Annotated in this window: 24 protein-coding genes and 2 pseudogenes; 19 read left to right on the top strand and 7 right to left on the bottom strand. The window is 52.8% G+C overall.

Annotated elements, in window-relative coordinates; genetic code table 11:
* The first annotated feature begins 181 nt into the window (after nucleotides 1–181).
* From flhD to flhE, 15 genes are all read left to right on the top strand, one after another.
* Entirely contained in the window at nucleotides 182–532 is a 351-nt protein-coding gene (gene flhD, locus H2P46_RS12120) for a flagellar transcriptional regulator FlhD (protein WP_193405521.1), read from the top strand.
* A complete protein-coding gene (gene flhC, locus H2P46_RS12115; RefSeq protein ID WP_193405308.1) occupies nucleotides 532–1,110 on the top strand; it encodes a flagellar transcriptional regulator FlhC in 579 nt (192 codons plus the stop codon). Before flhD ends, flhC begins: the two co-directional genes overlap by 1 nt.
* 130 nt (nucleotides 1,111–1,240) lie before the next feature.
* Entirely contained in the window at nucleotides 1,241–2,128 is an 888-nt protein-coding gene (gene motA / locus H2P46_RS12110) for a flagellar motor stator protein MotA (protein WP_193405307.1), read from the top strand.
* The gene (gene motB / locus H2P46_RS12105; protein WP_193405306.1) at nucleotides 2,125–3,090 is read left to right on the top strand and encodes a flagellar motor protein MotB; all 966 of its coding nucleotides are present in this window, start codon (nucleotides 2,125–2,127) and stop codon (nucleotides 3,088–3,090) included. The genes motA and motB overlap by 4 nt, the downstream gene beginning before the upstream one ends.
* A gap of 10 nt (nucleotides 3,091–3,100) precedes the next feature.
* Entirely contained in the window at nucleotides 3,101–5,068 is a 1,968-nt protein-coding gene (gene cheA, locus H2P46_RS12100; RefSeq protein WP_193405520.1) for a chemotaxis protein CheA, read from the top strand.
* Between the two features lie 23 nt (nucleotides 5,069–5,091).
* Nucleotides 5,092–5,589, top strand: a complete 498-nt coding sequence (cheW, locus tag H2P46_RS12095; RefSeq protein WP_193405305.1) for a chemotaxis protein CheW — start codon at nucleotides 5,092–5,094, stop codon at nucleotides 5,587–5,589.
* A 159-nt stretch (nucleotides 5,590–5,748) separates the two neighbouring features.
* A complete protein-coding gene (locus H2P46_RS12090; RefSeq protein WP_193405304.1) occupies nucleotides 5,749–7,410 on the top strand; it encodes a methyl-accepting chemotaxis protein in 1,662 nt (553 codons plus the stop codon).
* 261 nt (nucleotides 7,411–7,671) lie between these two features.
* Nucleotides 7,672–9,348, top strand: a complete 1,677-nt coding sequence (locus H2P46_RS12085) for a methyl-accepting chemotaxis protein (protein WP_193405303.1) — start codon at nucleotides 7,672–7,674, stop codon at nucleotides 9,346–9,348.
* Between the two features lie 82 nt (nucleotides 9,349–9,430).
* The gene (gene cheR / locus H2P46_RS12080) at nucleotides 9,431–10,303 is read left to right on the top strand and encodes a protein-glutamate O-methyltransferase CheR (RefSeq protein ID WP_193405302.1); all 873 of its coding nucleotides are present in this window, start codon (nucleotides 9,431–9,433) and stop codon (nucleotides 10,301–10,303) included.
* Nucleotides 10,303–11,352, top strand: a complete 1,050-nt coding sequence (locus H2P46_RS12075) for a protein-glutamate methylesterase/protein-glutamine glutaminase (protein WP_193405519.1) — start codon at nucleotides 10,303–10,305, stop codon at nucleotides 11,350–11,352. Before cheR ends, H2P46_RS12075 begins: the two co-directional genes overlap by 1 nt.
* A 39-nt stretch (nucleotides 11,353–11,391) precedes the next feature.
* Complete coding sequence (gene cheY, locus H2P46_RS12070; RefSeq protein WP_193405301.1) at nucleotides 11,392–11,781, top strand: chemotaxis response regulator CheY; 390 nt, start codon at nucleotides 11,392–11,394, stop codon at nucleotides 11,779–11,781.
* Between the two features lie 9 nt (nucleotides 11,782–11,790).
* Entirely contained in the window at nucleotides 11,791–12,432 is a 642-nt protein-coding gene (gene cheZ / locus H2P46_RS12065; protein WP_193405300.1) for a protein phosphatase CheZ, read from the top strand.
* A gap of 213 nt (nucleotides 12,433–12,645) precedes the next feature.
* Nucleotides 12,646–13,797, top strand: coding sequence for a flagellar biosynthesis protein FlhB (gene flhB, locus H2P46_RS12060; protein ID WP_193405299.1), 1,152 nt, complete (start codon nucleotides 12,646–12,648; stop codon nucleotides 13,795–13,797).
* Nucleotides 13,790–15,880 carry a flagellar biosynthesis protein FlhA gene (gene flhA, locus H2P46_RS12055; protein ID WP_193405298.1) on the top strand — a complete coding sequence of 697 codons (2,091 nt, stop codon included), beginning with the start codon at nucleotides 13,790–13,792 and terminating at the stop codon, nucleotides 15,878–15,880. The genes flhB and flhA overlap by 8 nt, the downstream gene beginning before the upstream one ends.
* Nucleotides 15,880–16,317 (top strand): flagellar protein FlhE, encoded by a 438-nt coding sequence (flhE, locus tag H2P46_RS12050; RefSeq protein ID WP_420846543.1) that lies wholly within the window; start codon nucleotides 15,880–15,882, stop codon nucleotides 16,315–16,317. The genes flhA and flhE overlap by 1 nt, the downstream gene beginning before the upstream one ends.
* A 26-nt stretch (nucleotides 16,318–16,343) precedes the next feature.
* Here the strand turns inward: flhE and argS are convergent, their stop codons facing one another.
* Nucleotides 16,344–18,074 carry an arginine--tRNA ligase gene (argS, locus tag H2P46_RS12045; RefSeq protein ID WP_193405517.1) on the bottom strand — a complete coding sequence of 577 codons (1,731 nt, stop codon included), beginning with the start codon at nucleotides 18,072–18,074 and terminating at the stop codon, nucleotides 16,344–16,346.
* 185 nt (nucleotides 18,075–18,259) lie between these two features.
* Nucleotides 18,260–18,382 carry a hypothetical protein gene (locus tag H2P46_RS23255; protein WP_256449270.1) on the bottom strand — a complete coding sequence of 41 codons (123 nt, stop codon included), beginning with the start codon at nucleotides 18,380–18,382 and terminating at the stop codon, nucleotides 18,260–18,262.
* 314 nt (nucleotides 18,383–18,696) lie between these two features.
* Here H2P46_RS23255 and H2P46_RS12040 point away from each other — a divergent pair.
* A pseudogene (locus H2P46_RS12040) lies at nucleotides 18,697–19,248 on the top strand (VOC family protein); the annotation flags it as partial.
* On the opposite strand, the gene H2P46_RS12035 reads toward H2P46_RS12040, so the two are convergent.
* Nucleotides 19,212–20,399 (bottom strand): MalY/PatB family protein, encoded by a 1,188-nt coding sequence (locus H2P46_RS12035; protein ID WP_193405297.1) that lies wholly within the window; start codon nucleotides 20,397–20,399, stop codon nucleotides 19,212–19,214. The pseudogene H2P46_RS12040 and the gene H2P46_RS12035 overlap by 37 nt on opposite strands.
* Nucleotides 20,400–20,473: 74 nt before the next feature.
* On the opposite strand from H2P46_RS12035, the gene cutC reads away from it, so the two are divergent.
* The 3 genes and pseudogenes from cutC (at nucleotide 20,474) to H2P46_RS12020 (ending at nucleotide 22,948) form a co-directional block, all read left to right on the top strand.
* Nucleotides 20,474–21,226 (top strand): copper homeostasis protein CutC, encoded by a 753-nt coding sequence (gene cutC / locus H2P46_RS12030; protein ID WP_193405296.1) that lies wholly within the window; start codon nucleotides 20,474–20,476, stop codon nucleotides 21,224–21,226.
* A 203-nt stretch (nucleotides 21,227–21,429) separates the two neighbouring features.
* A pseudogene (locus H2P46_RS12025) lies at nucleotides 21,430–22,245 on the top strand (hypothetical protein).
* Nucleotides 22,246–22,327: 82 nt separating this feature from the next.
* The gene (locus H2P46_RS12020) at nucleotides 22,328–22,948 is read left to right on the top strand and encodes a LysE family translocator (RefSeq protein WP_193405295.1); all 621 of its coding nucleotides are present in this window, start codon (nucleotides 22,328–22,330) and stop codon (nucleotides 22,946–22,948) included.
* Between the two features lie 3 nt (nucleotides 22,949–22,951).
* On the opposite strand, the gene cmoB is transcribed toward H2P46_RS12020, so the two are convergent.
* The 4 genes from cmoB to H2P46_RS12000 all read right to left on the bottom strand — a co-directional run bounded on the left by cmoB (nucleotide 22,952) and on the right by H2P46_RS12000 (nucleotide 26,012).
* Nucleotides 22,952–23,920 (bottom strand): tRNA 5-methoxyuridine(34)/uridine 5-oxyacetic acid(34) synthase CmoB, encoded by a 969-nt coding sequence (gene cmoB / locus H2P46_RS12015; RefSeq protein WP_193405294.1) that lies wholly within the window; start codon nucleotides 23,918–23,920, stop codon nucleotides 22,952–22,954.
* Nucleotides 23,917–24,645: a carboxy-S-adenosyl-L-methionine synthase CmoA gene (cmoA, locus tag H2P46_RS12010; protein WP_193405293.1), complete on the bottom strand. Its 729-nt coding sequence runs from the start codon at nucleotides 24,643–24,645 to the stop codon at nucleotides 23,917–23,919. Before cmoA ends, cmoB begins: the two co-directional genes overlap by 4 nt.
* Nucleotides 24,646–24,726: 81 nt before the next feature.
* Nucleotides 24,727–25,122, bottom strand: coding sequence for an MAPEG family protein (locus H2P46_RS12005; RefSeq protein WP_193405292.1), 396 nt, complete (start codon nucleotides 25,120–25,122; stop codon nucleotides 24,727–24,729).
* 68 nt (nucleotides 25,123–25,190) lie between these two features.
* Nucleotides 25,191–26,012 (bottom strand): DUF72 domain-containing protein, encoded by an 822-nt coding sequence (locus tag H2P46_RS12000; RefSeq protein ID WP_193405291.1) that lies wholly within the window; start codon nucleotides 26,010–26,012, stop codon nucleotides 25,191–25,193.
* Between the last annotated feature and the right edge of the window lie 33 nt (nucleotides 26,013–26,045).

The raw sequence follows: 26,045 nt of genomic DNA, 5'->3' as shown, positions 1-26,045 counted from the left end.
AAATGGCCTGGGGTTTTGACTTTAGACTGGTTCAGTGTCCCGTTGAGGGCATGAGGCAAGTTTCACTGACTCCGTGCTTTATATGATTTTTATTTTGCCATCTTTAGATTTACCAACCAGCAGCTCGATACGCAGATTTAAATCTGCGGCAGTGTTACGTCGCGTCTCTCAGGATGGAAAAATGGGTACATCTGAATTACTAAAACATATTTACGATCTTAATTTGTCATATTTACTGCTCGCTCAGCGATTAATCAACCAGGAAAAAGCGTCTGCAATGTTTCGCCTCGGTATTGATGAAAAGATGGCAGATGCATTGTCTGAATTAACGTTACCGGAAATGGTAAAATTAGCGGAAACTAACCAATTGGTTTGTCAGTTTCGTTTCACCGACAGTACGCATATTAATCGCCTGACGCAGGAATCTCGTGTGGATGATTTACAGCAAATTCACACCGGCATTTTATTATCCAGCCGTTTATTACGTAGCGCGTCAAAAGAGGGCGCGCCTGCTAAGAAGAGGGCGATGTAATGTCTGAGAAAAGTATTGTTCAGGAAGCGCGTGATATTCAGCTTGCTATGGAGCTGATTACGCTTGGCGCTCGCCTACAGATGTTAGAAAGCGAAACCCAGTTAAGTCGTGGTCGCCTGATTAAATTATATAAAGAATTGCGTGGCAGCCCGCCGCCAAAAGGGATGCTGCCTTTTTCTACTGACTGGTTTATGACCTGGGAGCAGAATATCCACGCGTCGATGTTCTGTAACGCCTGGCAATTCCTGCTTAACACCGGTTTAAGCACTGGCGTTGATGCCGTTATCAAAGCGTACCGCCTGTATCTCGAACAGTGCCCGCAATCAGACGATGGTCCGCTGTTAGCGCTGACTCGCGCCTGGACGCTGGTGCGCTTCGTTGAAAGTGGCATGCTGGAATTAACTGAGTGTAAATGTTGCAACGGTAGCTTTATTAATCATGCACATCAGCCGGTTGGCAGTTTTGTCTGCAGCCTTTGCCAGCCGCCGTCACGCGCCGTAAAAAGACGTAAACTTTCTGCAGATACTGCCGATATGTTTCCACAACTGCTGGATGAACCGGTTAAACACGCCGTTTAAGTTTGTTCGCACTGTGGAAGCCATCCAGCAGCGGTTAATACCGCTGCTTTTTTTTGCTTCTAATTTGCCACTAACAGGGCGGCTCTCTGGCTTAACTTCCACCAACACGTTACGGACGTAAGGAATTTTTGTGCTGATAATTTTAGGTTATATCGTGGTGTTAGCGTCTGTGTTGGGCGGCTATGCGCTGATAGGGGGCCATTTAGGGGCGCTTTATCAACCTGCCGAATTATTAATGATCGGCGGTGCCGGGATAGGCGCTTTTTTGGTCGGTAACAATGGCAAGGCGATCAAGAAAACGTTAAAAGCACTGCCGCTGTTAATGCGTGGTTCTAAATATAACAAAGCCGTATATATGGATTTAATGGCGCTGCTTTATCGCCTGATGGCGAAATCGCGTCAACAAGGCATGTTATCGCTGGAACGTGATATTGAAGATCCCAGCCAGAGTGAAATCTTCACTAATTATCCGCGAATTTTAGCCGATAAACAGTTAGTCGATTTTATTACTGATTATTTGCGTTTAATGGTTAGCGGCAATATGAACGCTTTTGAAATTGAAGCGTTAATGGATGAAGAAATAGAAACCTACGAACACGAGTGTGACGTCCCAGCGCAAAGTCTGACGGCGATGGGTGACGGTTTACCGGCATTCGGTATCGTGGCGGCGGTCATGGGCGTGGTACACGCATTGGCATCAGCGGATCGTCCGGCGGCGGAGCTGGGTGCGTTAGTGGCTCACGCGATGGTCGGGACTTTTCTCGGCATTTTACTGGCCTACGGTTTCATTTCACCCTTGGCGGCGGTGCTGCGTCAGAAATGTGCGGAATCCACCAAGATGATGCAATGCGTCAAAGTGACTTTGCTCTCCAGCCTGAACGGTTATGCTCCACAGATTGCAGTGGAATTTGGTCGTAAAACGTTATATTCGGCTGAACGTCCCTCTTTCAGCGAACTGGAAGAGCATGTACGTAACGCGAAGAACCCGGCTAAACAGACTTCGGATCAGAGCTCATGAAGCACGGCAATCGCCCGATTGTGCTGGTAAAACGGCGCAGGGTTAAAAAGCATGAAGGAAGCCATGGCTCGTGGAAAATAGCCTATGCCGATTTTATGACGGCGATGATGGCCTTTTTCATGGTGATGTGGTTGCTTTCCATCGCCAGCCCGAGAGAACTGGTTCAGATAGCAGATTATTTCAAAACGCCACTTAAAGTAGCGCTAAGCGGTGGCCCACGTAGTAGCGACAGCGTAAGCCCGATTCCTGGTGGCGGTGACGATCCCACCCAGAAAACGGGAGAAGTAAAAAAAGAACCCAATATGGATGCAGAGAAACGCAAGCTGGATGCGGAGAAAAGCAAGTTGGATGACATTCGCCTGAACCGCCTGCGCGAAAAGCTCGACCAGCTGATTGAGGCCGATCCACGCCTGAAAACATTGCGTCCGCATTTAATTATCAACATGGTGGAAGAAGGGCTGCGCATTCAAATCATCGACAGCCAGAACCGTCCAATGTTTAAAACCGGTAGCGCCGAGGTTGAACCTTATATGCGCGATATTCTGCGCGCCATCGCGCCGGTCCTGAATGACATTCCTAACCGCATCAGCCTGGCTGGACATACTGATGATTTTCAATATGCAAGCGGCGACCGGGGTTACAGCAACTGGGAGCTTTCAACCGATCGCGCCAATGCCTCACGACGCGAATTAGTGTTGGGAGGGCTCGACAGCGGCAAAATTCTGCGGGTGCTGGGTATGGCCGACACCATGAAACTGGAAAATCGCGGCGGTGATGATGCCGTTAACCGCCGCATCAGCCTGCTGGTGTTAAACCACGACACCGAAGCGGCAATAGAAAAAGAGAATGCAGAAAGTGATGCCGTCCAGATTAGCGATCCGGCGGCCATTGAACAGATTACCGCACCGCCAACACCAGACGGTAGCGCGGTGAATACAGCAGCCCCCTCACAACCGAGGTGATCCCGTGAGCATGGACATCAGCGATTTTTACCAGACGTTTTTTGATGAAGCCGATGAGCTGTTAGCGGATATGGAGCAACATCTGTTGGGACTCGATCCCCAGGCACCAGACTCCGAACAGCTTAACGCCATCTTCCGCGCCGCCCATTCGATTAAAGGCGGAGCCGGCACTTTTGGCTTTACGGTATTGCAGGAAACCACTCATATCCTGGAGAACATTCTGGATGGTGCTCGTCGCAGCGAGATGCAGCTCAGCACCGACATCATCAACCTGTTTTTGGAAACCAAAGATATTATGCAGGAACAGCTCGATGCCTATAAAACCGCGCAAGAGCCAAACGCGGAAAGCTTTCAATATATTTGTGAAGCGCTGCGTCAGCTGGCGTTAGAGGCAAAAGGTTTGCCGGCTGAAGTTGCCACGCCCGTTGCCGCAGCGCCGGCGGTTGCCGCAGAAAGCACTGGCGGTTTACGCGTTCAGCTGGTCTCGCTGAAAGAGAAAGAAGTTGATCTGATGCTGGAAGAGATGAGCAATCTCGGCACGGTAAGTCAGGTACAGAAGGGCAGCACGTCTCTGGAAGCCACCATTGAGGGCGTCAGCAAAGACGATATTGTTGCGGTGTTGTGTTTTGTTATTGACGAAGCACAGATTCGCTTCCCTGAAGAGCCGGTCGCCGCCGTGCCAGACGTTGCGGCGCCGATCCTTGCTGAAGTCCAAACCGCCAGCGTGAGCGAATTGCCGGTTGTGGCTAAACGCGAAATCAAACGTGCTGCCGCGCCAGCAAAAGTCAGTGAATCCAGCAGCATCCGCGTCGCGGTAGAGAAAGTCGATCAGCTCATTAACCTGGTCGGTGAATTAGTGATCACCCAGTCAATGCTGGCGCAACGTTCCAGCGAGCTGGACCCGGTTGCCCATGGCGATCTGTTAAACAGCATGGGGCAGCTGGAACGTAATGCCCGTGATCTGCAAGAGTCGGTCATGTCGATTCGTATGATGCCGATGGAATATGTATTCAGCCGCTTCCCGCGGCTGGTGCGCGATCTGGCCAGCAAGCTGGGCAAAGACGTGGAGCTGACGCTGCTGGGAAGTTCGACCGAGCTGGATAAAAGCCTGATCGAACGCATCATCGATCCATTAACCCATTTAGTACGTAACAGCCTCGACCACGGTATTGAATCACCAGAAAAACGTCTCGCCGCAGGTAAAGTCGCCACCGGTAATTTAACGCTCTCAGCAGAGCATCAGGGCGGCAACATTTGCATTGAAGTTGCTGATGACGGTGCCGGTTTGAATCGTGAACGAATCCTCGCTAAAGCGCTGTCATCTGGCCTGCCGGCCAGTGAAAATATGAGCGATGAAGAGGTCGGTATGCTGATCTTCGCGCCGGGTTTTTCTACCGCCGAGCAGGTCACCGATGTTTCCGGACGTGGCGTTGGCATGGACGTGGTGAAGCGTAATATTCAGGAAATGGGCGGCCACGTTGAAATTGCCTCGAAGCAGGGCAAGGGCACGACCATTCGCATTCTGTTACCGCTGACGCTGGCTATCCTTGACGGCATGTCGGTGCGCGTCGCGGACGAAGTGTTCATTCTGCCGCTTAACGCGGTGATGGAATCGCTGCAACCGCGCGCCGAAGACTTGAAACCCTTAGCGGGTGGTGAGCGCGTACTGGAAGTCCGTGGCGAATATCTGCCATTAGTGGAATTGTGGAACGTTTTTGATGTGCAGGGCGCGAAAACTGAAGCCACACAAGGCATCGTCGTCATCCTGCAAAGTGCGGGCAGACGCTATGCGTTGCTGGTTGATCAGCTGATTGGTCAGCATCAGGTGGTGGTGAAAAACCTGGAAAGTAACTATCGCAAAGTACCGGGGATCTCCGCCGCCACCATCCTTGGTGATGGTAGCGTCGCGCTGATTGTGGATGTTTCGGCGCTGCAATCACTCAACCGTGAAAAGCGTATGGCCGGCGCTGTCGCCTGATTGATAATGAAAGGGTAAATAACATGAGTGGAATGGCAACCGTAACAAAAATCGCTGGCGAAAATGTCGGTCAGGAATTTTTGGTTTTCACGCTGGGCGACGAAGAGTACGGCATTGATATTCTGAAAGTGCAGGAAATTCGTGGGTACGATCAGGTAACCCGTATTGCGAATACACCCGAATTTATTCGCGGTGTGACAAACCTGCGTGGCGTGATTGTGCCGATCATTGATCTGCGCGTGAAATTCTCCCAGCCGGGCGTGGAATACAATGACAACACCGTAGTCATTGTGTTGAACCTGGAAAACCGGGTGGTGGGTATTGTGGTGGACGGTGTGTTTGATGTGCTGTCACTGACGCATGAGCAGATTCGTCCTGCGCCAGAATTCGCAGTGACGATGTCAACTGAATACCTGACCGGTCTTGGCGCGCTCGGCGATCGCATGCTGATTCTGGTCGATATTGAAAAGCTGCTGAGCAGCGAAGAGATGGCGCTGGTGGACACGTTGCGTACCGCGTAATCCCTTTTATCACGGAGCGGCAAACGCCGTTCCGTGATAGCCCATACCTGAAGCAATTCTTTTAAAATCAAATAATAATTACATTTCCTGCCCTAATTTCTTTCCGCTGTCTGCCGATAATCCCCTCGTCTTTTTTGCACACTTTTATCAGGGTTAATTATGTTAACAAGAGTCCGCGTTGTAACCAGTTTATTGCTGGTGTTATTGATGTTTGGCCTGTTGCAGCTCTTCTCCGGCTCGTCCTTTTATCTGGCCTTGAGTCACGATAAACAGAGTTTTGCGGTATCACAGCTGGCGAGCAAAAACACCGAAGCGCTGAATGATGCCTATATGAGCCTTAACCAGAGCCGTGTTGCGCTGACCCGCGTTCAGTTACGTATGGCAAACAGTAAGCTGACCGGTAAAGAAGCCAATGTGGAAGATTTGCTCAATGACAGCAAAAATTTCCAGCAACGCGCCGCCGGGTTCTATAAAGTGTTTAAAACCATACCGGATACGCCAGGGCAAGATCTTCAACTGAACAAACAGCTGGACGAGAGCTATGCCGCCTATGCCAGTGCGCTCAGCCAGATGCAGACAGCGCTAATGGCGGAAGATTTAGAAAGTGCAGGCAAGGTGCCGGTCGCCCCCAGCCAAAGCGCCGTTTTGAAAATGTATACCCAGTGGCGGGCCGATCAAAACCATCTGACCGCGCTAGGTGTGGAAGAGAATGCCCGCGCCTCCGATCGCATGATGTGGCTCCTTGGCATAATCATGGTGTCAGTTATTGCGGTTATCGCGTTGTGCTGGATTGGCCTGCGTCGCGTGCTGATTAATCCACTGAACAGTAACATTGACCATATCCGGCATATTGCTCAGGGTGATCTGACTCAGGCGATCATCGTTGAAGGGCGTAACGAGATGAGCCAGTTGGCCGCCAGTCTGCATGAGATGCAGCAGTCGCTGGTGCGCACCGTAGGTAATGTTCGCGACGGCTCAGATGCCATCTTTACCGGCGCGAGTGAGATTTCAGCCGGTAACAATGACCTTTCAGCCCGCACTGAAGAGCAGGCGGCCTCACTGGAACAAACGGCTGCCAGTATGGAACAGCTCACCGCCACGGTGAAGCAGAACGCGGAAAACGCCCGTCAGGCATCGAAACTGGCTCTGAGCGCATCAGAAACGGCACAAAAGGGCGGCAACGTCGTCGAAGGCGTTGTGAAAACCATGAGCGAAATCGCGGGCAGTTCCCGGAAAATCGCCGATATTACCAGCGTGATCGACGGTATTGCTTTCCAGACCAATATTCTGGCGTTGAATGCTGCTGTAGAAGCTGCACGTGCGGGCGAGCAAGGCCGCGGATTTGCAGTTGTTGCAGGTGAAGTCCGTAACCTGGCACAGCGTAGCGCACAGGCAGCGAAAGAGATTAAAGGTCTGATCGAAGATTCGGTTAATCGCGTCAATACCGGTTCGGAACTGGTGGGCGTTGCCGGTGAAACCATGAGCAATATCGTTGACGCTGTAACGCGCGTTACCGACATTATGGGCGAAATTTCCTCGGCGTCGGATGAGCAAAGTCGCGGTATCGATCAGGTTGGCCAGGCAGTAACCGAAATGGATCGCGTGACGCAACAGAATGCCTCGTTAGTAGAAGAGTCTGCCGCTGCGGCCGCCTCACTCGAAGAACAGGCCAGCCGTCTGAGCCAGGCCGTTGCCGTGTTTAAGGTTCGCCGCGAGCAGGTTGTCCCGCCGCTCATTAGGCCTGTCCCGCTTGCTGCCCCGATACTCAGCGTGCCGCGCAAGGCAGCGCCGGTAAGCGAGACGAACTGGGAAACGTTTTAAGCCATCCAGCGACATTGCCAGTCAGGCAAGACTGGCAACATCTTTAAAAGGCCCTGCTCCCGGCCTCTCTTCATGCCGCAAAATGCGTTGACTTCTGCAAGCAATGAACCCGCCGACTTAAGGAAGGTGATCGAAAGGAGAGCACAAGTGCCGGCTTTGTAAGCTATTTAATGGCGGCTGGTCCAACCCGTATTGTCGGACATAAAGTTCCCTTTACTCGCGCCGATAAACAGAGGTGAGTCGCCAACCAATGAGGTGTTTATGTTTAATCGAGTACATGTTGTCTCCGGCCTGCTGTGCGTGCTGGTGTTGTTTGCTTTACTGCAGCTTTTTTCTGGAGGAATGTTTTTCCAGACGGTCAAATCTGACAGAGAAAACTTTGCCTATAACCAGCGTCTGAGTACCTTACAGCAGGCGATGGGCACCTCATGGGTATCGCTGGTTCAGGCGCGTAACAGCCTGAACCGTGCCGGAATTCGTTATCTGCTGGACGCGCAAATGGCTGGCACAGGCGCCACCGTAAAAGAGTTGGTGGCGCTGGCGAGTGAAGAGCTGAAACGCGCCGAGCAGGGCTTTGATACATTCAATGCCAATCTGTCAGAAAAAGGCAAAACCGCTAAAAACGTGCTGACGTTGCAAGCGAACTATAAAACCTATCATGACGCGCTGGCGCAGCTGGTTGTCCTCCTCGGTAAGGGGGATTTTAAGGCCTTTGTTGACCAGCCAACTCAACGTTATCAGGACAAATTCCAGCAGGATTACGATGCCTGGATGAGTTACAACCTGACGCTGGCCAAACGTGGCGTTGATGTTAATAACCATGCTTATCAGCGCTCAGTCACTATCGTAGTTGGCACTTTATTCGTCACATTGCTGATGATCGTGCTGGTGTGGAACGTGATGCGCCGCGTATTGATTCGTCCATTGAAACAGAGCATTGAACATATTCAGCATATTGCGCGCGGCGATCTGACTCAGCCGATTGAAGTCTCGGTGCGCAATGAAATTGGCGAGTTATTGCGTTCGCTGCAAAACATGCAGCAAGAGCTGGTAAGCACCGTACGAACGGTGCGTGATAGTTCGGAGTCGATTTATACCGGAGCCAGTGAAATTGCTGCCGGTAACAACGATCTCTCTTCTCGTACCGAAGAGCAGGCTGCCTCACTGGAGCAAACGGCTGCCAGCATGGAGCAGCTCACCGCCACGGTGAAACAGAACGCGGAAAATGCCCGTCAGGCATCGCAGCTGGCGCTCAACGCCTCCGAAACCGCTCAGCAGGGCGGCAAAGTAGTGGATGGAGTGGTCACCACCATGAAGGAGATTGCGGGTAGCTCGAAAAAAATTGCTGACATCACCAGCGTGATTGATGGTATTGCCTTCCAGACCAATATCCTGGCCCTGAACGCAGCCGTTGAAGCGGCCCGTGCGGGTGAACAGGGCCGTGGTTTTGCGGTGGTGGCGGGCGAAGTGCGCAATCTGGCGCAGCGCAGTGCTCAGGCAGCGAAAGAGATTAAAGGGCTGATTGAAGACTCGGTGAGCCGCGTCAATACCGGTTCGGTGCTGGTGGAAAGCGCGGGCGAGACCATGAACGACATCGTCAGTGCGGTGACGCGCGTGACCGATATTATGGGTGAAATCGCCTCTGCTTCTGATGAGCAGAGCCGCGGAATCGATCAGGTTGGCCTGGCGGTGACGGAAATGGATCGCGTCACGCAACAGAATGCCTCGCTGGTGGAAGAGTCTGCAGCGGCCGCTGCGGCACTGGAAGATCAGGCCAGCAATTTAAAACAGGCCGTTTCCGTGTTCAATATCGGTAAAGAATTTGTTGCTCAGGCCGTTAACAAGACAACGGCGGCAAAAACTCTTCGGCTGGATGCGCCGCTGGCGGCTGCTGGTCAACCTGCTTCTCGTAGTGACGACAACTGGGAAACCTTTTAATTGCCTGGATGGCTGACACCTGACTGCGGAGGTTGGGCATCGCAGCAAATTTTTAATGTGTAGTTCAGTGCCAGGTGCAGAAATGAAGAAATCGACGTTATTGGATCAAAATGAGGCGACAACGCTGCTGTCGCAGATGGTTCAACGTTTACCGCTTTCAGACACGCATTTTCGGCGGATCAGTCAGCTGATCTATCAGCGTGCCGGGATTGTGCTGGCCGATCACAAGCGCGAGATGGTTTACAACCGCTTAGTACGCCGCCTGCGCACGCTGAACATTGATGATTTTGGTGGTTATCTGGCGTTGCTGGAGCACGACCCAAACAGCGCTGAATGGCAGGCATTTATTAATGCCTTAACCACCAACCTGACGGCGTTTTTCCGCGAGGCGCACCATTTTCCTGTTCTCGCTGAACATGCACGTAAGCGGCAGGGCAGTTTTAACGTCTGGAGTACTGCCGCGTCTACAGGTGAGGAGCCTTACTCCATAGCCATGACGCTGGCCGAAACGCTAGGCCACGGCCCCGGTAAATTTCAGGTTTATGCCAGCGACATTGATACCCAGGTTCTGGAAAAAGCGGTAGCGGGCGTTTATCGCCAGGAGGAGTTGCGCACTTTGACGCCGGCTCAGCTACAGCGCTTTTTCCTACGCGGCACCGGTCCACATGCTGGCATGGTACGGGTCCGTTCTGAACTGGCTAACACGGTGACTTTCGCCCAGCTTAATCTGCTGGCGAATGACTGGTCATTGCCTGGCCCGTTCGACGCGATTTTTTGCCGTAATGTGATGATCTATTTTGACAAAGAGACGCAGGAAAAAATTCTGCGTCGGTTTGTCCCGCTATTGAAACCTGGCGGCATTTTATTTGCCGGACACTCTGAAAATTTCAGCCAGATCAGTAAAGAGTTCTGGCTGTGTGGACAAACCGTCTATGGACTGACGAAGGAAAGATGATGAGCAAAATCAGCGTGATGTGCGTGGATGATTCCGCTTTGATGCGGCAACTGATGACGGAAATCATCAACAGTCATCCCGATATGGAGATAGTTGCTACCGCACCCGATCCGTTAGTCGCCCGCGATTTGATTAAGCAATTTAATCCGCAGGTGCTCACGCTGGATGTGGAAATGCCGCGGATGGATGGGCTCGATTTTCTGGAAAAGCTGATGCGCTTACGACCAATGCCGGTAGTTATGGTGTCGTCGCTGACCGGCAAAGGTTCCGAGATCACCTTACGGGCGCTGGAACTGGGTGCGGTGGATTTTGTTACTAAACCGCAGCTTGGTATTCGGGAAGGGATGCTGGCCTACAGCCAGATGATCGGCGACAAAATTCGTGCAGCGGCGCGCGCCCGTCTGCACTCGCGTGCGGCGATGCCTATCCCCGCCACGCTGAAGGCTGGACCGTTACTGAGCAGTGAAAAGTTGATTGCCATTGGTTCGTCAACCGGCGGCACCGAAGCTATTCGCCATGTACTGCAACCGCTGCCTGCCACCAGCCCGGCGCTGCTGATTACTCAGCACATGCCGCCTGGTTTTACCCGTTCGTTCGCTGAACGTTTGAACAAGCTGTGTCAGATCACGGTAAAGGAAGCGGAAGAGGGGGAACGCATTCTGCCTGGCCACGCCTATATTGCGCCTGGCGCGATGCACATGGAGCTGGGCCGCAGCGGCGCTAACTATGTGGTGAAACTGAATGAAGGACCAGCAGTCAACCGGCATAAACCATCAGTTGACGTGCTGTTTAAATCCGTGGCGATCAATGCCGGGCGTAACGCAGTCGGCGTGATCCTGACCGGTATGGGTAACGATGGCGCGGCGGGAATGCTGGAAATGCACCGTGCCGGTGCCTGGACCATCGCCCAGAGTGAAGCCAGCTGCGTCGTATTTGGCATGCCGCGTGAGGCCATTGCCACGGGCGGCGTGAGCGAAGTCGTGGAATTAAGCAATATCAGCCAGCATATGCTGGCGAAAATTAGCGCCGGACAGGCATTGCGTATTTAACAGGCCCGTCCTGCCGGGCGAGATAAAACAGGAGTAAGTATGGCTGATAAAAACATGCGCTTTTTAGTGGTAGACGACTTCAACACGATGCGCCGTATCGTACGTAATCTGCTAAAAGAGCTGGGTTTTAATAACGTAGAAGAAGCGGAGGATGGCGTAGATGCGCTGGCTAAGCTCAAGGCGGGTGGCTTTGACTTTGTCATCTCCGACTGGAACATGCCGAATATGGACGGCCTGCAACTGCTACAAACTATTCGGGCAGATGCGGCAATGGGCAGCCTGCCGGTGTTAATGGTCACTGCGGAAGCGAAAAAAGAAAATATTATTGCTGCTGCGCAGGCGGGTGCCAGCGGCTACGTGGTTAAACCATTCACTGCGGCCACGCTGGAAGAGAAATTAGGCAAAATTTTCGAAAAACTGGGCATGTAAGGAGATGTGATGAGTGACCTTCCGAAATCAACTGAGGATGCCTCGGCACACGACATTATTGCTCGCATCGGCTCGCTGACGCGCATGTTGCGTGACAGCCTGCGCGAGCTGGGGCTTGATCATGCTATTGCCGAAGCCGCCGAAGCTATTCCTGATGCACGCGATCGTCTGGACTATGTGGTCCAAATGACGGCTCAGGCTGCCGATCGCGCACTAAACTGCGTAGAAGCGGCACAACCGCACCAGGATAAAATGGAGGCCGGAGCAACCCAGCTAAAAGGGCGTTGGGATGCATGGTTTGAAAATCCCATTGAACTGGCCGATGCTCGTGAGTTGGTGACGGATACGCGCGAATTCCTTGATGCCGTGCCGGGACATACCGCCTTCACCAACAAACAGCTGCTTGAAATCATGATGGCGCAGGATTTCCAGGACCTTACCGGTCAGGTTATCAAGCGCATGATGGATGTGATCCAGGAAATCGAGCGTCAACTGTTGATGGTGCTGCTGGAGAACATGCCGGAAGTCAGTGCGGAGAAACGTCAGGGCGGTTCCAGCCTGCTGAACGGTCCGCAAATTCATACTGATGCACCCGGCGTAGTGGCGAACCAGGATCAGGTAGATGACTTGCTGGATAGCTTAGGCTTTTAATTTTACTGCTTAGCGTCTGGCTGATTACCCGGCTAATGCGCGTAAGCTTATTTACGCGCGATTACGATAAAACACGGCCCGCTTGACGGCGGGCTTTTACCGCTTCTTTTTCCCATCCGTAAAAGAGCACGCCTTTTCTTCGTCTTATCCCCGCTTTAACCAAACTCAAATTTGGCATTCTATGCTCAGAAATCCCATCCACCGAGGTTTGTTGTGGCTGAAGAAAGCGACGAGGACAAAACAGAATCGCCCACCCCCCACCGACTTGAGAAAGCGCGTGAGGAGGGGCAGATTCCGCGTTCGCGCGAGCTGACTTCTCTGTTAATGCTACTGGCCGGCATTATGATCCTGTGGCTGGGCGGCACGCTTATGGCGCACAGGTTAGCCAGCATGGTGGCGACGGGGCTGCAATTTGACCATGGCATGGTCACTGACGACAAAATCATTATTGCCCACATCGGAAGTCTGGTCGGCCAGGCAATACTGGCGCTGCTGCCGTTGATGGGGGGACTGGTGCTGGTCGCGATTGCTGCACCGATGCTGTTAGGCGGTATCGTGATTAGCGGTAAAGCGATCAAAATGGATTTCACCAAATTGAACCCGCTGCCTGGTTTCAAACGCATGTTCTCCGCACAAGCCTGGACTGAACTGTTCAAAGGCATTCTGAAATCGGTGTTGGTGGGCTGCGTCGGGGGCTGGTACATCTGGTCACACTGGCCGGAAATGCTGCGGTTAATCAGCGAATCGCCGACCAGAGCGTTGATCCATGGCATGGATTTGATCGCGATATGCTGCGCGCTGGTGATGTTGGGGCTGATCCCCATGGTTGGCTATGACGTCTTTTGGCAGATTTATAGCTATTACAAAAAATTGCGTATGTCGCGTCAGGAAATTCGCGATGAGTTCAAACAGCAGGAGGGCGATCCGCATGTTAAAGGGCGTATTCGCCAGCAAATGCGGGCTGCTGCACGGCGTCGCATGATGGCTGATGTACCGAAAGCCGACGTCATTGTCACCAACCCGACGCACTACTCGGTGGCGCTGCAATATAACGAGAAGAAAATGAGCGCGCCGAAAGTGGTGGCGAAAGGCGCAGGAGAGATTGCGCTGAGAATTCGTGAACTGGGGACTGAGCACCGCATCCCGCTGTTAGAAGCTCCGCCGCTGGCGCGTGCTTTGTATCGACACACCGAAATTGGGCAGCATATTCCCGGCGCGCTTTATGCCGCAGTGGCGGAAGTGCTGGCGTGGGTCTGGCAGCTCCGTCGCTGGAAGCGTGAAGGTGGCCTGATCCCAACCAAACCGAAGAATTTGCCAGTACCGGCAGATATGGACTTTGCAGGAGAGAACAGAAACGATGGCTAATTTGGCCGCAAAACTGCGTTTACCGGAAAGCTTTAAAGATACGCAATGGCAGGTGTTAGCCGGTCCGGTGCTGATCATGATGATCCTGTCGATGATGGTGCTGCCATTGCCACCGTTCATCCTCGATCTGCTGTTTACCTTTAACATTGCGCTTTCCATCATGGTGCTGCTGGTGGCGATGTTCACTCAACGCACGCTGGAATTCGCCGCGTTTCCAACCATTCTGCTGTTTTCCACGTTACTGCGTCTGGCATTAAACGTGGCCTCAACCCGAATCATTCTGATGGAAGGGCATACCGGTGCGGCGGCGGCAGGGCGCGTGGTAGAAGCCTTTGGGCACTTTCTGGTTGGCGGTAACTTTGCCATCGGCATCGTGGTGTTCATCATCCTGGTGATCATCAACTTTATGGTTATCACTAAAGGCGCTGGTCGTATCGCGGAAGTTGGCGCGCGCTTTGTGCTGGACGGGATGCCCGGCAAACAGATGGCGATTGATGCTGACCTTAACGCCGGTTTGATTGGCGAAGATGAGGCAAAACGACGGCGTCAGGAAGTGACGCAGGAAGCAGACTTCTACGGTTCGATGGACGGAGCGAGTAAGTTTGTGCGCGGCGATGCTATCGCCGGCATTATGATCATGGTGATTAACGTGATTGGTGGCCTGCTGGTGGGCGTAGTGCAGCATGGTATGGATGCAGGCCATGCCGCAGAAACTTATACGCTGTTAACCATCGGTGATGGTCTGGTGGCGCAAATCCCTGCTCTGGTCATCTCCACCGCAGCGGGTGTGATCGTGACGCGGGTTGCTACCGATCAGGACGTGGGCGAACAGATGGTTGGTCAGCTGTTTAAAGATCCGCGCGTCCTGATGTTGAGTGCTGGCGTGATTGGTTTGCTGGGTTTAGTGCCTGGCATGCCGAACCTGGTCTTTCTGCTGTTTACTGCGGCGCTGTTGGGCCTGGCGTGGTGGCTGCGCGGACGAGAAATGCAGCCGAAAAAGAGCGCTGAAACGCCGGGTAGCGTCAGCAAAGCGCAGGAAACACCGGCCGCTGCGGAAGCGTCCTGGACCGACGTGCAGCTGGAGGATACGCTCGGCATGGAAGTGGGGTATCGCCTGATTCCGATGGTCGATCACTTGCAAAACGGCGAACTGCTGGGACGCATACGCAGTATCCGTAAAAAGGTGGCACAGGATGTTGGCTTTCTTCCACCGGTGGTGCATATCCGTGACAACATGGAACTGCCTCCAGCGCGTTATCGCATTTTGATGAAAGGCGTGGAAATAGGTAGCGGCGATGCTTATCCAGGGCGCTGGATGGCGATCAACCCAGGCACCGCAGCGGGATCCTTGCCGGGCGAAGCCACGGTGGATCCGGCCTTTGGTCTGGCGGCCATCTGGATTGACAGTGCGCTGAAAGAACAGGCGCAGATTCAGGGCTTCACGGTGGTTGAAGCCAGTACCGTGGTGGCTACGCACCTTAACCACCTGATTGGTCAATACGCCAGCGAATTGTTTGGTCGTCAGGAAGCGCAGCAGCTGTTAGATCGCGTCACGCAGGAAATGCCAAAGCTAACGGACGACCTGGTGCCGGGCGTGATCACCCTGACCACACTGCATAAAGTGCTGCAAAATCTACTGGTAGAGCGGGTGTCGATTCGCGATATGCGCACCATCATTGAAACGCTGGCGGAACATGCGCCCGTGCAAAGCGATCCACAAGAACTCACCAGCGTCGTCCGCGTTGCGCTGGGCCGTGCGATTACGCAACAGTGGTTCCCTGGTAATGACGAAGTGCAGGTGATTGGTCTGGATGCCACGCTGGAGCGTTTGCTGTTGCAGGCTTTACAGGGCGGCGGCGGACTGGAACCGGGCCTTGCCGAACGCTTATTGAGCCAGGCGCAGAGCGCATTGCAGCGACAGGAAATGCTGGGTGCGCCACCGGTGTTGCTGGTGAATCATCCGTTACGTGCGCTGCTGGCGCGCTTCCTGCGCCGTAACCCGCCGCAACTGGTGGTGCTGTCAAACATGGAGCTCAGCGACAATCGTCAGATCCGTATGACGGCGACCATCGGAGGAAAATAGTGAAACGTTTGCTGTGGCTGCTGTGCATTTGGCCATTGTGGGTACAGGCGATGGACGGGGCGTGGCATGCCAGCGCCCGTGGTCCGGTGCTGGCGAATCGGGGGGCCTGGCAACGCTCACAGCCTTTAACGCCACCGCAAAATGTCAGCGGCTATATTGAGGTGGTGAACTGGCGCTATCAGCTTAGCAAGCCAGCGCCATCAGGGCTGGAAGTGAGATTGTGTGCGGCGCAACGCTGTACTGCGCTTGAGGGAGCCAGCGGTAGCACGCGCGGTCTGGCGCATGTAGCTGCAAAGGAAACCTTGCATATGGTGTTTGGCTTTGCCGGGACGGGGAAATTACCGCCGGGCCTGCGGGTAGTGAGCAGTGAAGTAATGGTGAACTATCACGATCGCGAGTTCAGCCTGCGGGATAGCCATCATCGTGACCATAGATAAACCCTGCCGAAGCAGGGTTTTTTACTTTACATACGTTCGACGGTTTTAATACCGAGGGTATCAAGACCCTGTTGCAGTGTTTTGGCCGTCAGCGCCGCTAGCTGTAAACGGCTGAAACGAGTGCTTTCCTCTTCGGCATTAAGAATCGGACAATGCTCGTAAAAACCAGAGAACAGCCCAGCCAGATCATAGAGATAAGCACACATCACATGTGGCGTACCGTCACGCGCAACCTGGGTAATGACCTCTTCGAACTGTAACAGACGAGTAGCCAACAGCGCTTCGCGATCCTCAGTAATCACCAGCTCACCTTTGAGCGTTTCTGCATCGATACCGGCTTTGCGGAAAACGGATAATACACGAGTGTAGGCATACAGCAGGTAAGGCGCGGTGTTGCCCTCAAAAGCCAGCATATTATCCCAGTCAAAGATGTAATCGGTGGTGCGGCTTTTTGACAGGTCAGCATATTTCACTGCGCCAATGCCAACCACTTCTGCCAGCTGCTTTACCTCATCTTCGGACATCTCAGGATTTTTCTCGCGCACCAGCGTGTAGGCACGCTGATAGGCTTCATCCAGCAGATCGGACAATTTAATAGTGCCGCCGCTACGGGTTTTGAAAGGGCGACCATCTTTACCCAGCATCATGCCAAATGCGTGATGTTCAAGCGGAACATTATCAGGCACATAACCGGCTTTGCGCACAATGGTCCACGCCTGCAACAGATGCTGATGCTGACGTGAATCGATGTAATACAGCACGCGATCGGCATGCAACGTTTCATACCGATATTTTGCACAGGCAATATCGGTGGTGGTGTACAGATAGCCTCCATCCTTTTTCTGGATGATGACGCCCATCGGCTCGCCTTCTTTGTTCTGGAACTCATCCAGAAACACCACAGTGGCGCCTTCGCTTTCAACCGCCAGCCCTTTGGCTTTAAGATCGCTGACAATGCCAGGCAACATATCGTTGTAAAGGCTTTCACCCATCACATCTTTGCGGCTCAGGGTGACGTTCAGGCGGTCGTACACTTTCTGGTTCTGACTCATGGTAATGTCGACCAGCTTTTTCCACATCTGGCGGCAATACTCGTCACCACTTTGCAGCTTCACCACATAACGGCGAGCGCGTTCAGCAAAGGCAGGATCTTCGTCATAGGTACGTTTTGCTTCGCGGTAAAACGCTTCCAGATCGGCCAGCGCCATCTCAGCGTGATTTTCGTTTTGCTGTTTCTCCAGATAAGCAATCAACATGCCAAACTGCGTGCCCCAGTCGCCCACATGGTTTGCACGAATTACGTGGTGACCGAGAAACTCCAGGGTGCGCACGGCGGCATCACCAATAATGGTGGAACGCACATGCCCAACGTGCATCTCTTTTGCCACATTGGGCGCAGAGTAATCAATTACGATAGTTTGTGGTTCGACGTGTGCTATGCCCAAACGCGGTTGACGCAGAGCGGTTTTGGCATTTTCAGCCAGCCACTGGCGGTCAAGAAAAATATTGATGAAGCCCGGTCCGGCAATCTCCATTTTGCTGGCGATACCGGCCAGATCAAGGTGCTGCAACACTGTCTCCGCTAATTGTCGCGGCGCTTGCCCCAGTTTCTTCGCCACGGCCATAATACCGTTCGCCTGATAATCACCAAACTGGACCCGGGCAGACGGACGAACCTGCGGTTCGCAATCGGCGGGTGCGCCGGCTAAAACCATTGCCTGACTGACTTTTGCGGAAAGAAGTGCCTGAATATTCACCGAAATACCTTCATATGCTGAAAAACGCTCGTCTGAACCACCACGAGCCGTCATCATCATCTTGCCTGGGGTCAATCGCCAGACAAAACGGGAAAAAATGAGGGGGAAAGTATACGTGAATTGTTGGTGGGCGTCAGCAGTTGGATAAAGCAGGGAAACAGGGCCTGAAATGTTTCCCGCTGGCTTTAACGGCGACGCAGATGACGGCGAGGGTTTTTAACGCTTTTATCTTCACGCACCTTCCAGTGGCGGGAAATAGCAAATCCCATCAGTGCGATCAGGACTGCGACAACAATAAGCATGGTCATTGAGCTATTCCTTTTAGTTGTGTTGAGTCAAATTTATAAGAAACCTCGCATGGCTGCAATTGTTTATCACCCAAATAAGAGTTATCTCATTGTATTAAATAAGTTGATTTAAAACAGTAAATTAATGCAGTTTCATCCAGTAACTTCTGGATCTAAAGAGGGGATAAGTCCGAATTAAAAGCAGTAGTTATGCGATTTTACGCCAGTTTTCTCGCCAAATCGGATGAATCTTACTATTTTGTTGTGCATGGCGTAGTGCTGACGGCGCATTACATTGATTAGAAATACTGGATTATTAAAGGAGATTGCGGGCTGTGAACACCACTTTTCCCCCAGAACTGGACGATTTAGAAGCGGATTTAGTGCGTTTTGAAAAATCGTTAAAAAGTTTTTCTGAGCGACTGGGTCTCACCCTGAGCGATCTTGAGGCGGATCATATTGCTGTTCGCTGCCATCAGAACGTGACAGCGGAGCGCTGGAAACAGGGATTTTTGCAAATAGGCAGCCCGCTTTCTGAAGCGATGATTAACGGGCGTCCAATTTGCCTGTTCAGGCTGCATCAACCCATTCAGGTCGCCGGTTGGCAGTTGGATATAATTGAACTGCCGTGGCCGGGCGAAAAACGGTATCGCCATGAAGGATGGGAGCATGTAGAAATTGTACTGCGTGGAGAACCTGAAACCCTCGGCATACGTGCGATGGCCTTACTCGCGGACCAGGCGCTGATGCAGCGCGACATTTCGTTTAAAACCAGCTCGCCAAAAGGGGAAAATGAAGGCTTGCCCAATCCGACCTTAGCAGTAACGGACGGGCAAACAACGATTAAATTTCACCCGTGGCGACTGGAAGAAATCGTCGCCAGCGAGGCAAATGAAGCGCGCGCGGCAACAGCGTTCTGTAACCGCGCAACGGCGTCTTTTAGCGTGGCGCGGGTACAACCAAAATTGAAGCGTACAAAGTTGTCATCACCAAAATCACGGCCGGGTGAAAAGCCGAGCCCATGTTTTTCGAAGTAGAGAGCCGGGCTGGCAACGCTGAGCGCGCTGGCATCAATCCAGCCAAGGTAAGTGGCTTCGGGGGAAGCCATCTCTAGCCCTGGTAAGGCATTGACCTGTTCAACCAGCCAGTCGCGGTTACTGCGTAAGTAGCTAAGCTGGGCTTCCAGCCATGCCTCTCCGTCGCGCCATGCGGCTTCCGCTGCGACCAGCGCCAGAATATCTACTGACGGTACAATGCCCTGACGCACGCGATTAAAGCGAGCGCGTAGTTCAGGGTTGGGAATGATAGCCATTGACGCGCCCAGGCCAGCGATATTGTAACTTTTTGACGGTGAGAGCAGCGTAATGCTGCGCTGTGCGGCATCTTCATTCAGCGAGGCAAAAGGAATGTGTTGCACGCCCGGCTCGAGCAGTAAATCGCAATGGATTTCATCAGAGCACACAATTAAGTCATATTGTTGAGCAAAGGCAAGTTGTGCCTGCAACTCGTCGCGATGATAAACCGTACCGCCAGGATTTTGTGGGTTACACAGCATCAATAACTTTTCTTTGCCACGCATCTGGCCTTCGGCGGCGGCCAGATCGATCACCCAACGCGAGTCCTGCAGGGTTAACGGCAGATTAAGTTGCGCCCGTTCGGCTAATTTGGCTGCACTACGAAACGGCGGATAAATTGGCGTAGGGGCGATAGTCGTCTCGTCAGCAGCCGTGAAAGCGCGCACCGATAAATTTAGCCCGCTGACCACGCCCGGTAATAGTACTATCCACGCTGGATCAACGTGCCACTGATAGCGCGAGGCAAAACGCTGAACCGCGACATCAATCAAGCCGTCGGGGTGTTCGCCATAGCCAAAAACCCCGTGATCGGCGCGGTTTTTTATCGCCTCGATAATGCATTCAGGCGATCGAAAATCGGTATCTGCTACCCATAATGGCAGGATGTCCTGGCCCGCATATTTGTGCCATTTACGGCTATCGCTGTGACGACGGTCTATCCGTTGGTCAAAATTGAATGCCATATTTACCTTTCCGCGTAAACTTATTTCAAAAGAGTAATTTGATTCGAAGCAGGCGTCATGTAAAGGAGAAGAGAATGACTAAACTGGAAATTTGCTGCTACGGCGTGGATTGCGCAGTGACCGCGCAGCAGGCCGGAGCCGATCGGGTTGAGCTTTGCGCCGCGCCGCGTGAAGGCGGATTAACGCCGTCGGCGGGGATGCTGGAAGCGGTCCGTCGTGAGGGAACGATTCCGGTTCATCCGATTGTCAGACCACGCGGTGGCGATTTTTGCTATACCGCGCGTGAATTCGACGCGATGAAATCAGATGTGGCTTTGATTCGCGATCTCGGCTTTCCCGGCCTGGTCATTGGTATGCTAGATGAAGAGGCGCATATTAACCAGAGTCAAATGCGGCAAATCATGGCGCTGTGTGGCGGCCTCTCAGTAACCTTTCATCGGGCTTTCGATCTGTGCCATAGTCCGAAACGTGCCCTGGAGGAGTTGACCGATCTTGGTGTCGCGCGCATTCTGACGTCAGGGCAGCAACAAAGCGCGGAAAACGGAATTGCATTGTTGAAGGAACTTAATGAACACAGTACAGGTCCTATTATTATGGCAGGTGCGGGCGTTCGCCTGAGTAACCTGCAAAAATTCCTCGACATGGGCATTCGTGAAGTTCATAGCTCGGCCAGCCGCCTTGTGGCGTCGCCGATGCGTTATCGAAAGGCCGGTGTTTCGATGTGTTCCGAAGCCGAAACCGACGAATTCAGTCGCTATTGTGTCGATAGCGATGTGGTGGAAGCGATGAGAAGTGTGATGCAGATGAACACTGTCCGGGTGGCCTGAATCACGCCAGATTTTGCCGCGCAGCACGCCGCTGATTGACGTGATGTTTGCAAGTACCAAACCCCAGTATGCTTGCTGGGGTATTTTTTGTCTGCTATTTACGCTTTTGCCTCCGATAAACACAGTTGCGATTACACTTAACCTATTGTTGTCGGAGACTTAACACCATGAAATGCTTTTTTATCTCTGCGTTAACTTTGCTAATGGCTGCGTTAAGCAGCCCGCTCTTTGCGGCCAGCAATTGCGGTTAGCAAAGCGGTAATATTGCCAGCAGTAATAACTGGATTATGCTCGGCGGCAGTGCAAAAGGTGCGGTGCGTCAGGTCATCGCCGGGGAATTCGGCAAAGATGTCAATTCGCAAAAACGTATGCTTGGTCAGTTTGATCCCTGCGGCGATCTCACGGTTGCTGACGTCAGCTATGACAAAAATGAGCGCAACGTTACTCTCAGCATGGAACAGCACATCGTCCGGGTGCAAAGTGGCTGGGTTGCAGAGTATGCCTACCTGGTCAAAGTGCTGAAGGAAGGCAAAGAAGTGGTGGTCGATAATCGTCAGGGTACGATTAACTGGCAAATGGGTAAGCACGGCAACATTATCAGTGCCTCTGATAAATTTACCAGCATGGGCCAGACGGGTTTCACTGACACCCTTTACCGCTACGATAGTCATTTCCGGCTGGAAAAGAGCGTGGCGCGCGGTACTGATGCACTGAGCAACGGCGAAAATCACTATCGCTGGAATCCGCAGGGTTTAGTGACCGGCACGCAATCAGCACGTAGCAAGGACACGTACACTTACGACAAACAATTCCGCGAGCTACGTCTGCACGGCATGACCAGTACCCCGGTCAGCACTATTCGCTCGATTGATGAATGTCAGCTATGGGATGAGGTAGGCAACTGCACGTTAAGTTACCTGCACGAAACGGAAGTATTCGATAAAGGCACCCTTGAGCGCCACCTCAGCTCGGCCTATAAATATCAATACTGGGATAAAACCGCCTCGTCAAATGAATAGAGTGGAATGAAGGTTGCGCTGAAAAGGTTACAATAATTTCCTCACTTGCTATGTTGTGCGTAATTAAAACAGAGAGATCACTATGACTACCACGCTGCTCTCCTTTTTGTTCGCTATTACGATTTTGACGATAACGCCTGGCTTTGATACGGCATTAGTGCTGCGTTCTGCGGCTGCTCAGGGATGGAAACGCGCCAGCGCTACCGCTTTTGGCGTGACGTTAGGCTGTTTAATCTGGGGCGTTGCGGTGGGGCTAGGGCTGGGTGCGCTGCTGCTGGCTTCAGAAACGGCCTACAATCTGTTGAAATGGATTGGCGCGGCATACCTGTTTTATCTCGGCATAAAGTTAGTGCTTAATCCGCGCAGTCAACCTGAAGAGGTCAAAACGGATAAGGCGCAGCAGGGCTTTGTCGCCTGCTTTAGCCGTGGCCTGTTTGGAAATCTGCTTTATCCAAAAGTGGGTGTTTTCTACGTCACTTTCCTGCCGCAGTTTATTCCTGCCGGGGCATCAGTGGCGCTGTGGTGCACGCTAATGGCGTTAGCGCATATGCTACTGGGATTGATGTGGAATGCGGCGTTGATCGGTGGCAGCCACTATTTTTCCCGTCAATTGCGTCAGCCCCGCGTATTAAAAATAATGGATCGTTTGACTGGGTGCGTGTTTATCGGTTTTGCGGCGAAACTGGCGTTATCTCGCCGCTAAGTATTATGGTCTGGTCGCGACCAGCACCGCGCGGAGCGGAGCGGGATAACCCTCTACCGTTTTGCGCGAATCATTGGGATCAAGGAACTCGGCCAGCGATTCGCTGGTCATCCAGTCGGTGCGACGCTGTTCGTCAGTCGTTGTCAGAGTGTAATCAACGATACGTACATCCACAAAGCCGCTTTTCTCCAGCCAGCTTTTCAACGCCTCGGCAGAGGGAATAAAGAACACATTGCGCATTTGTGCATAACGTTCTCCCGGTACTAATACCTGGTTCACATCGCCTTCAATCACCAGGGTTTCCAGCACCAGTTCGCCACCGTTAACCAGCTGATTTCTCAGCTGCAACAGATGATCGAGCGGCGAACGGCGGTGATACAGCACGCCCATAGAAAAAACGGTATCAAAAGCCTGCAAAGCCGGTAACTGTTCAATGCCGACAGGCAGCAGATGTGCGCGACGATCGTCATTCAACAGCTTGCGTACCGCTTCGAACTGACACAAAAACAGCTGCATTGGATCGATGCCGACCACAAAATGCGCACCGGCGCCAAGCATACGCCACATGTGATACCCGCTACCACAGCCCACATCTAACACCGTACGACCGGCTAAGGATGAAATATGGGGCAGAACCCGCTCCCATTTCCAGTCCGAGCGCCATTCAGTATTAATCTCAGTGCCATAAAGAGAATAGGGGCCTTTCCGCCACGGCATCAGATTACGCAACAGTTTTTCAATGCCCTGACGATGGCGCTCGCTGATGTCGTCGCGATCGGCGCTTACGCTATGCAATAAATCCAGCCGCTGCGGCTCCAGTAATGGCAGGTATTCCAGTGACTTGTACCAGTCACGGAAGTGCCCATGCAGGTTTTCACGCTGCCAGCTGCTGATCTGCCCAGGCAGCACTTCCAGCCACTTTGCAAGCGGCCCGACGGCAATTTGCTGATAAAAAGGGCCGAAATCAATCATTTCAATGCCACCAACGAACCAAAATTAAAGCACTGGAACCACAGCTCAGCATGAGCAAAACCCGCCTGTTGCAGACGCGCTTTATGCGCTTCGACGCTGTCGGTCAGCATCACGTTTTCCAGCATGCTGCGTTTCTGGCTGATCTCCAGTTCGCTGTAGCCGTTAGCGCGTTTGAAATCGTGATGCATATTGAACAGCAACTCGCCAACGTCGGCATCTTCAAAGCTGAATTTCTCAGACAATACCAGGGCGCCGCCAGGATTCAGTCCTTGCCATACCTTTTTCAGCAGCTGTAAACGTGCCGGCGGCTCCAGAAATTGCAGCGTGAAGTTGAGCACCACCAGCGAGGCATTCTCAATGTGAATATTACGAATATCGGCTTCCATTACCGTCACTGGCGTGTCGGCGCGAAACGCGTCCAGATGGCGACGGCAGCGCTCGACCATCGCCGGAGAATTGTCCACCGCAATGATGGTACAACCCGGCACATGAATATTACGACGCACTGAAAGGGTCGCCGCGCCCAGCGAACAGCCGAGGTCATAAACCTGACTGTTGGGCTGAACAAAACGTTCTGCCAGCATACCGATCATGGAAATGATGTTGGAATAGCCGGGCACCGAGCGCTGAATCATATCGGGAAAAACTTCAGCTACGCGCTCGTCAAAGGTCCAGTCACCCAGTTTAGCAATGGGCGCGGAAAATAGCGTATCGCGGTCAGACATAACGAAAAATCCGGAAAGATGACGGAAAGGGCGCTATTTTGGCAGAAAGAAACGCAGGCTGCACCCGTAAACCTGCAATCTTTAGTGTAGCGTCAGGACTAACGCCCACGGCAGGTAGATCAGGTTGAACAGAGTCATACCGCACAGGGCAAACAGCGTAAGCATCATGCCGTATTGGCGGCCTTTCATGACGCTGTTGCGCAAACCGTAAGCGTGTAATAAACGCCCCGCAAAAAACAGCAATGCCGTTATGTGGATCATCCAGATGTCTGCACCGTTCATTTCCATGACAATAAGCAGCAACAGGGCCAGCGGAATGGTTTCAATCGCATTGCCGTGAAGGCGAATGGCTATTTTTAGATCGTAAACGCCGCCATCGCCATAAGCCACGCGGTACTGCCGACGGTAACGCACCACATCCAGCGCAAACTTCATCACTAATAAAGCACCCACTACTACATATAACGCGCTAACCATCCGCGACTCCCGCATATTGCTAAGACGGCCATTCTAGCCAGCCAGATGTTGCCTGTCCTGCTGATGGCTTAAAACAGCGAATCCTGTTGCGGCCAGTCCGGTCCGCTGCCAATACGCGCATCCAGCTGCTGAAGCTGCGGCCACAGCGTCTGCACCAGCGGAAAGACTTCTCCCATATCTGGGGTGTGCAGAAAAAGCAGGGGATCGCTATCCTGCTGCCATTCCATCAGTTTATTTATCCAGATTTGAAACAGAGGCACGCTCTCATCCACGCTGTCACTGCCGATAAAACGTACCATCGGTTGTGAACCCGTGCGCAGCGCATGCGGCGGCACGCGCGGTTTCTGCTGGCGCGCGAGCAGGGCAGCGGCAGCTTGCGAGGTGGACGCATGGACCGGGCGGCTGTCCAGAATGACACGATTAACGCCACGCTGCAGTAAACCGCGGTTCAACGCGCGCTCAGCCTCGCCTTTAGCAAAGAATTCAGGATGACGAACTTCTACGCCATAGGAAAAACGGCGCGGCAGGCTATCAAGGAAGCGCCACAGCTCGTTAAGCTGGCGGGGAGAGAAGCGAGCAGGCAGCTGTAGCCAGTATTGCCCAATGCGACCGGCCAGCGGATCGAACAAACGGAGAAATTCGGCGACCAGATCGTCGCTGTGTTGCAGCGCCGCCTGATGGCTGATGGTATGGGGAAATTTAAAGCAGAAGCGAAAGTCATCATGCGTCATGTCGCGCCAGCGTAGGACCGTTTCGCTATTCGGCAACGCATAGAGTGTGGTGTTGCCTTCCACGCAGTGAAAATAGCGCGCATAGTCAGCCAGGTTTTCAATCCCCCAGCGTTTCCAGTGCGAATGTTGCCATTGCGGCAGGCCAATACGAAGCGTCACGCCAGTTCTCCAGGCTCAAATGCGATGACAAAT

Origin of the sequence: Mixta mediterraneensis, from assembly GCF_014946725.1 — a bacterium.
GTDB classification, from domain to species: domain Bacteria; phylum Pseudomonadota; class Gammaproteobacteria; order Enterobacterales; family Enterobacteriaceae; genus Pantoea; species Pantoea mediterraneensis.
The sequence above is the reverse complement of the archived record's forward strand: the minus strand, read 5'-3'. Positions and strand labels throughout refer to the sequence as shown.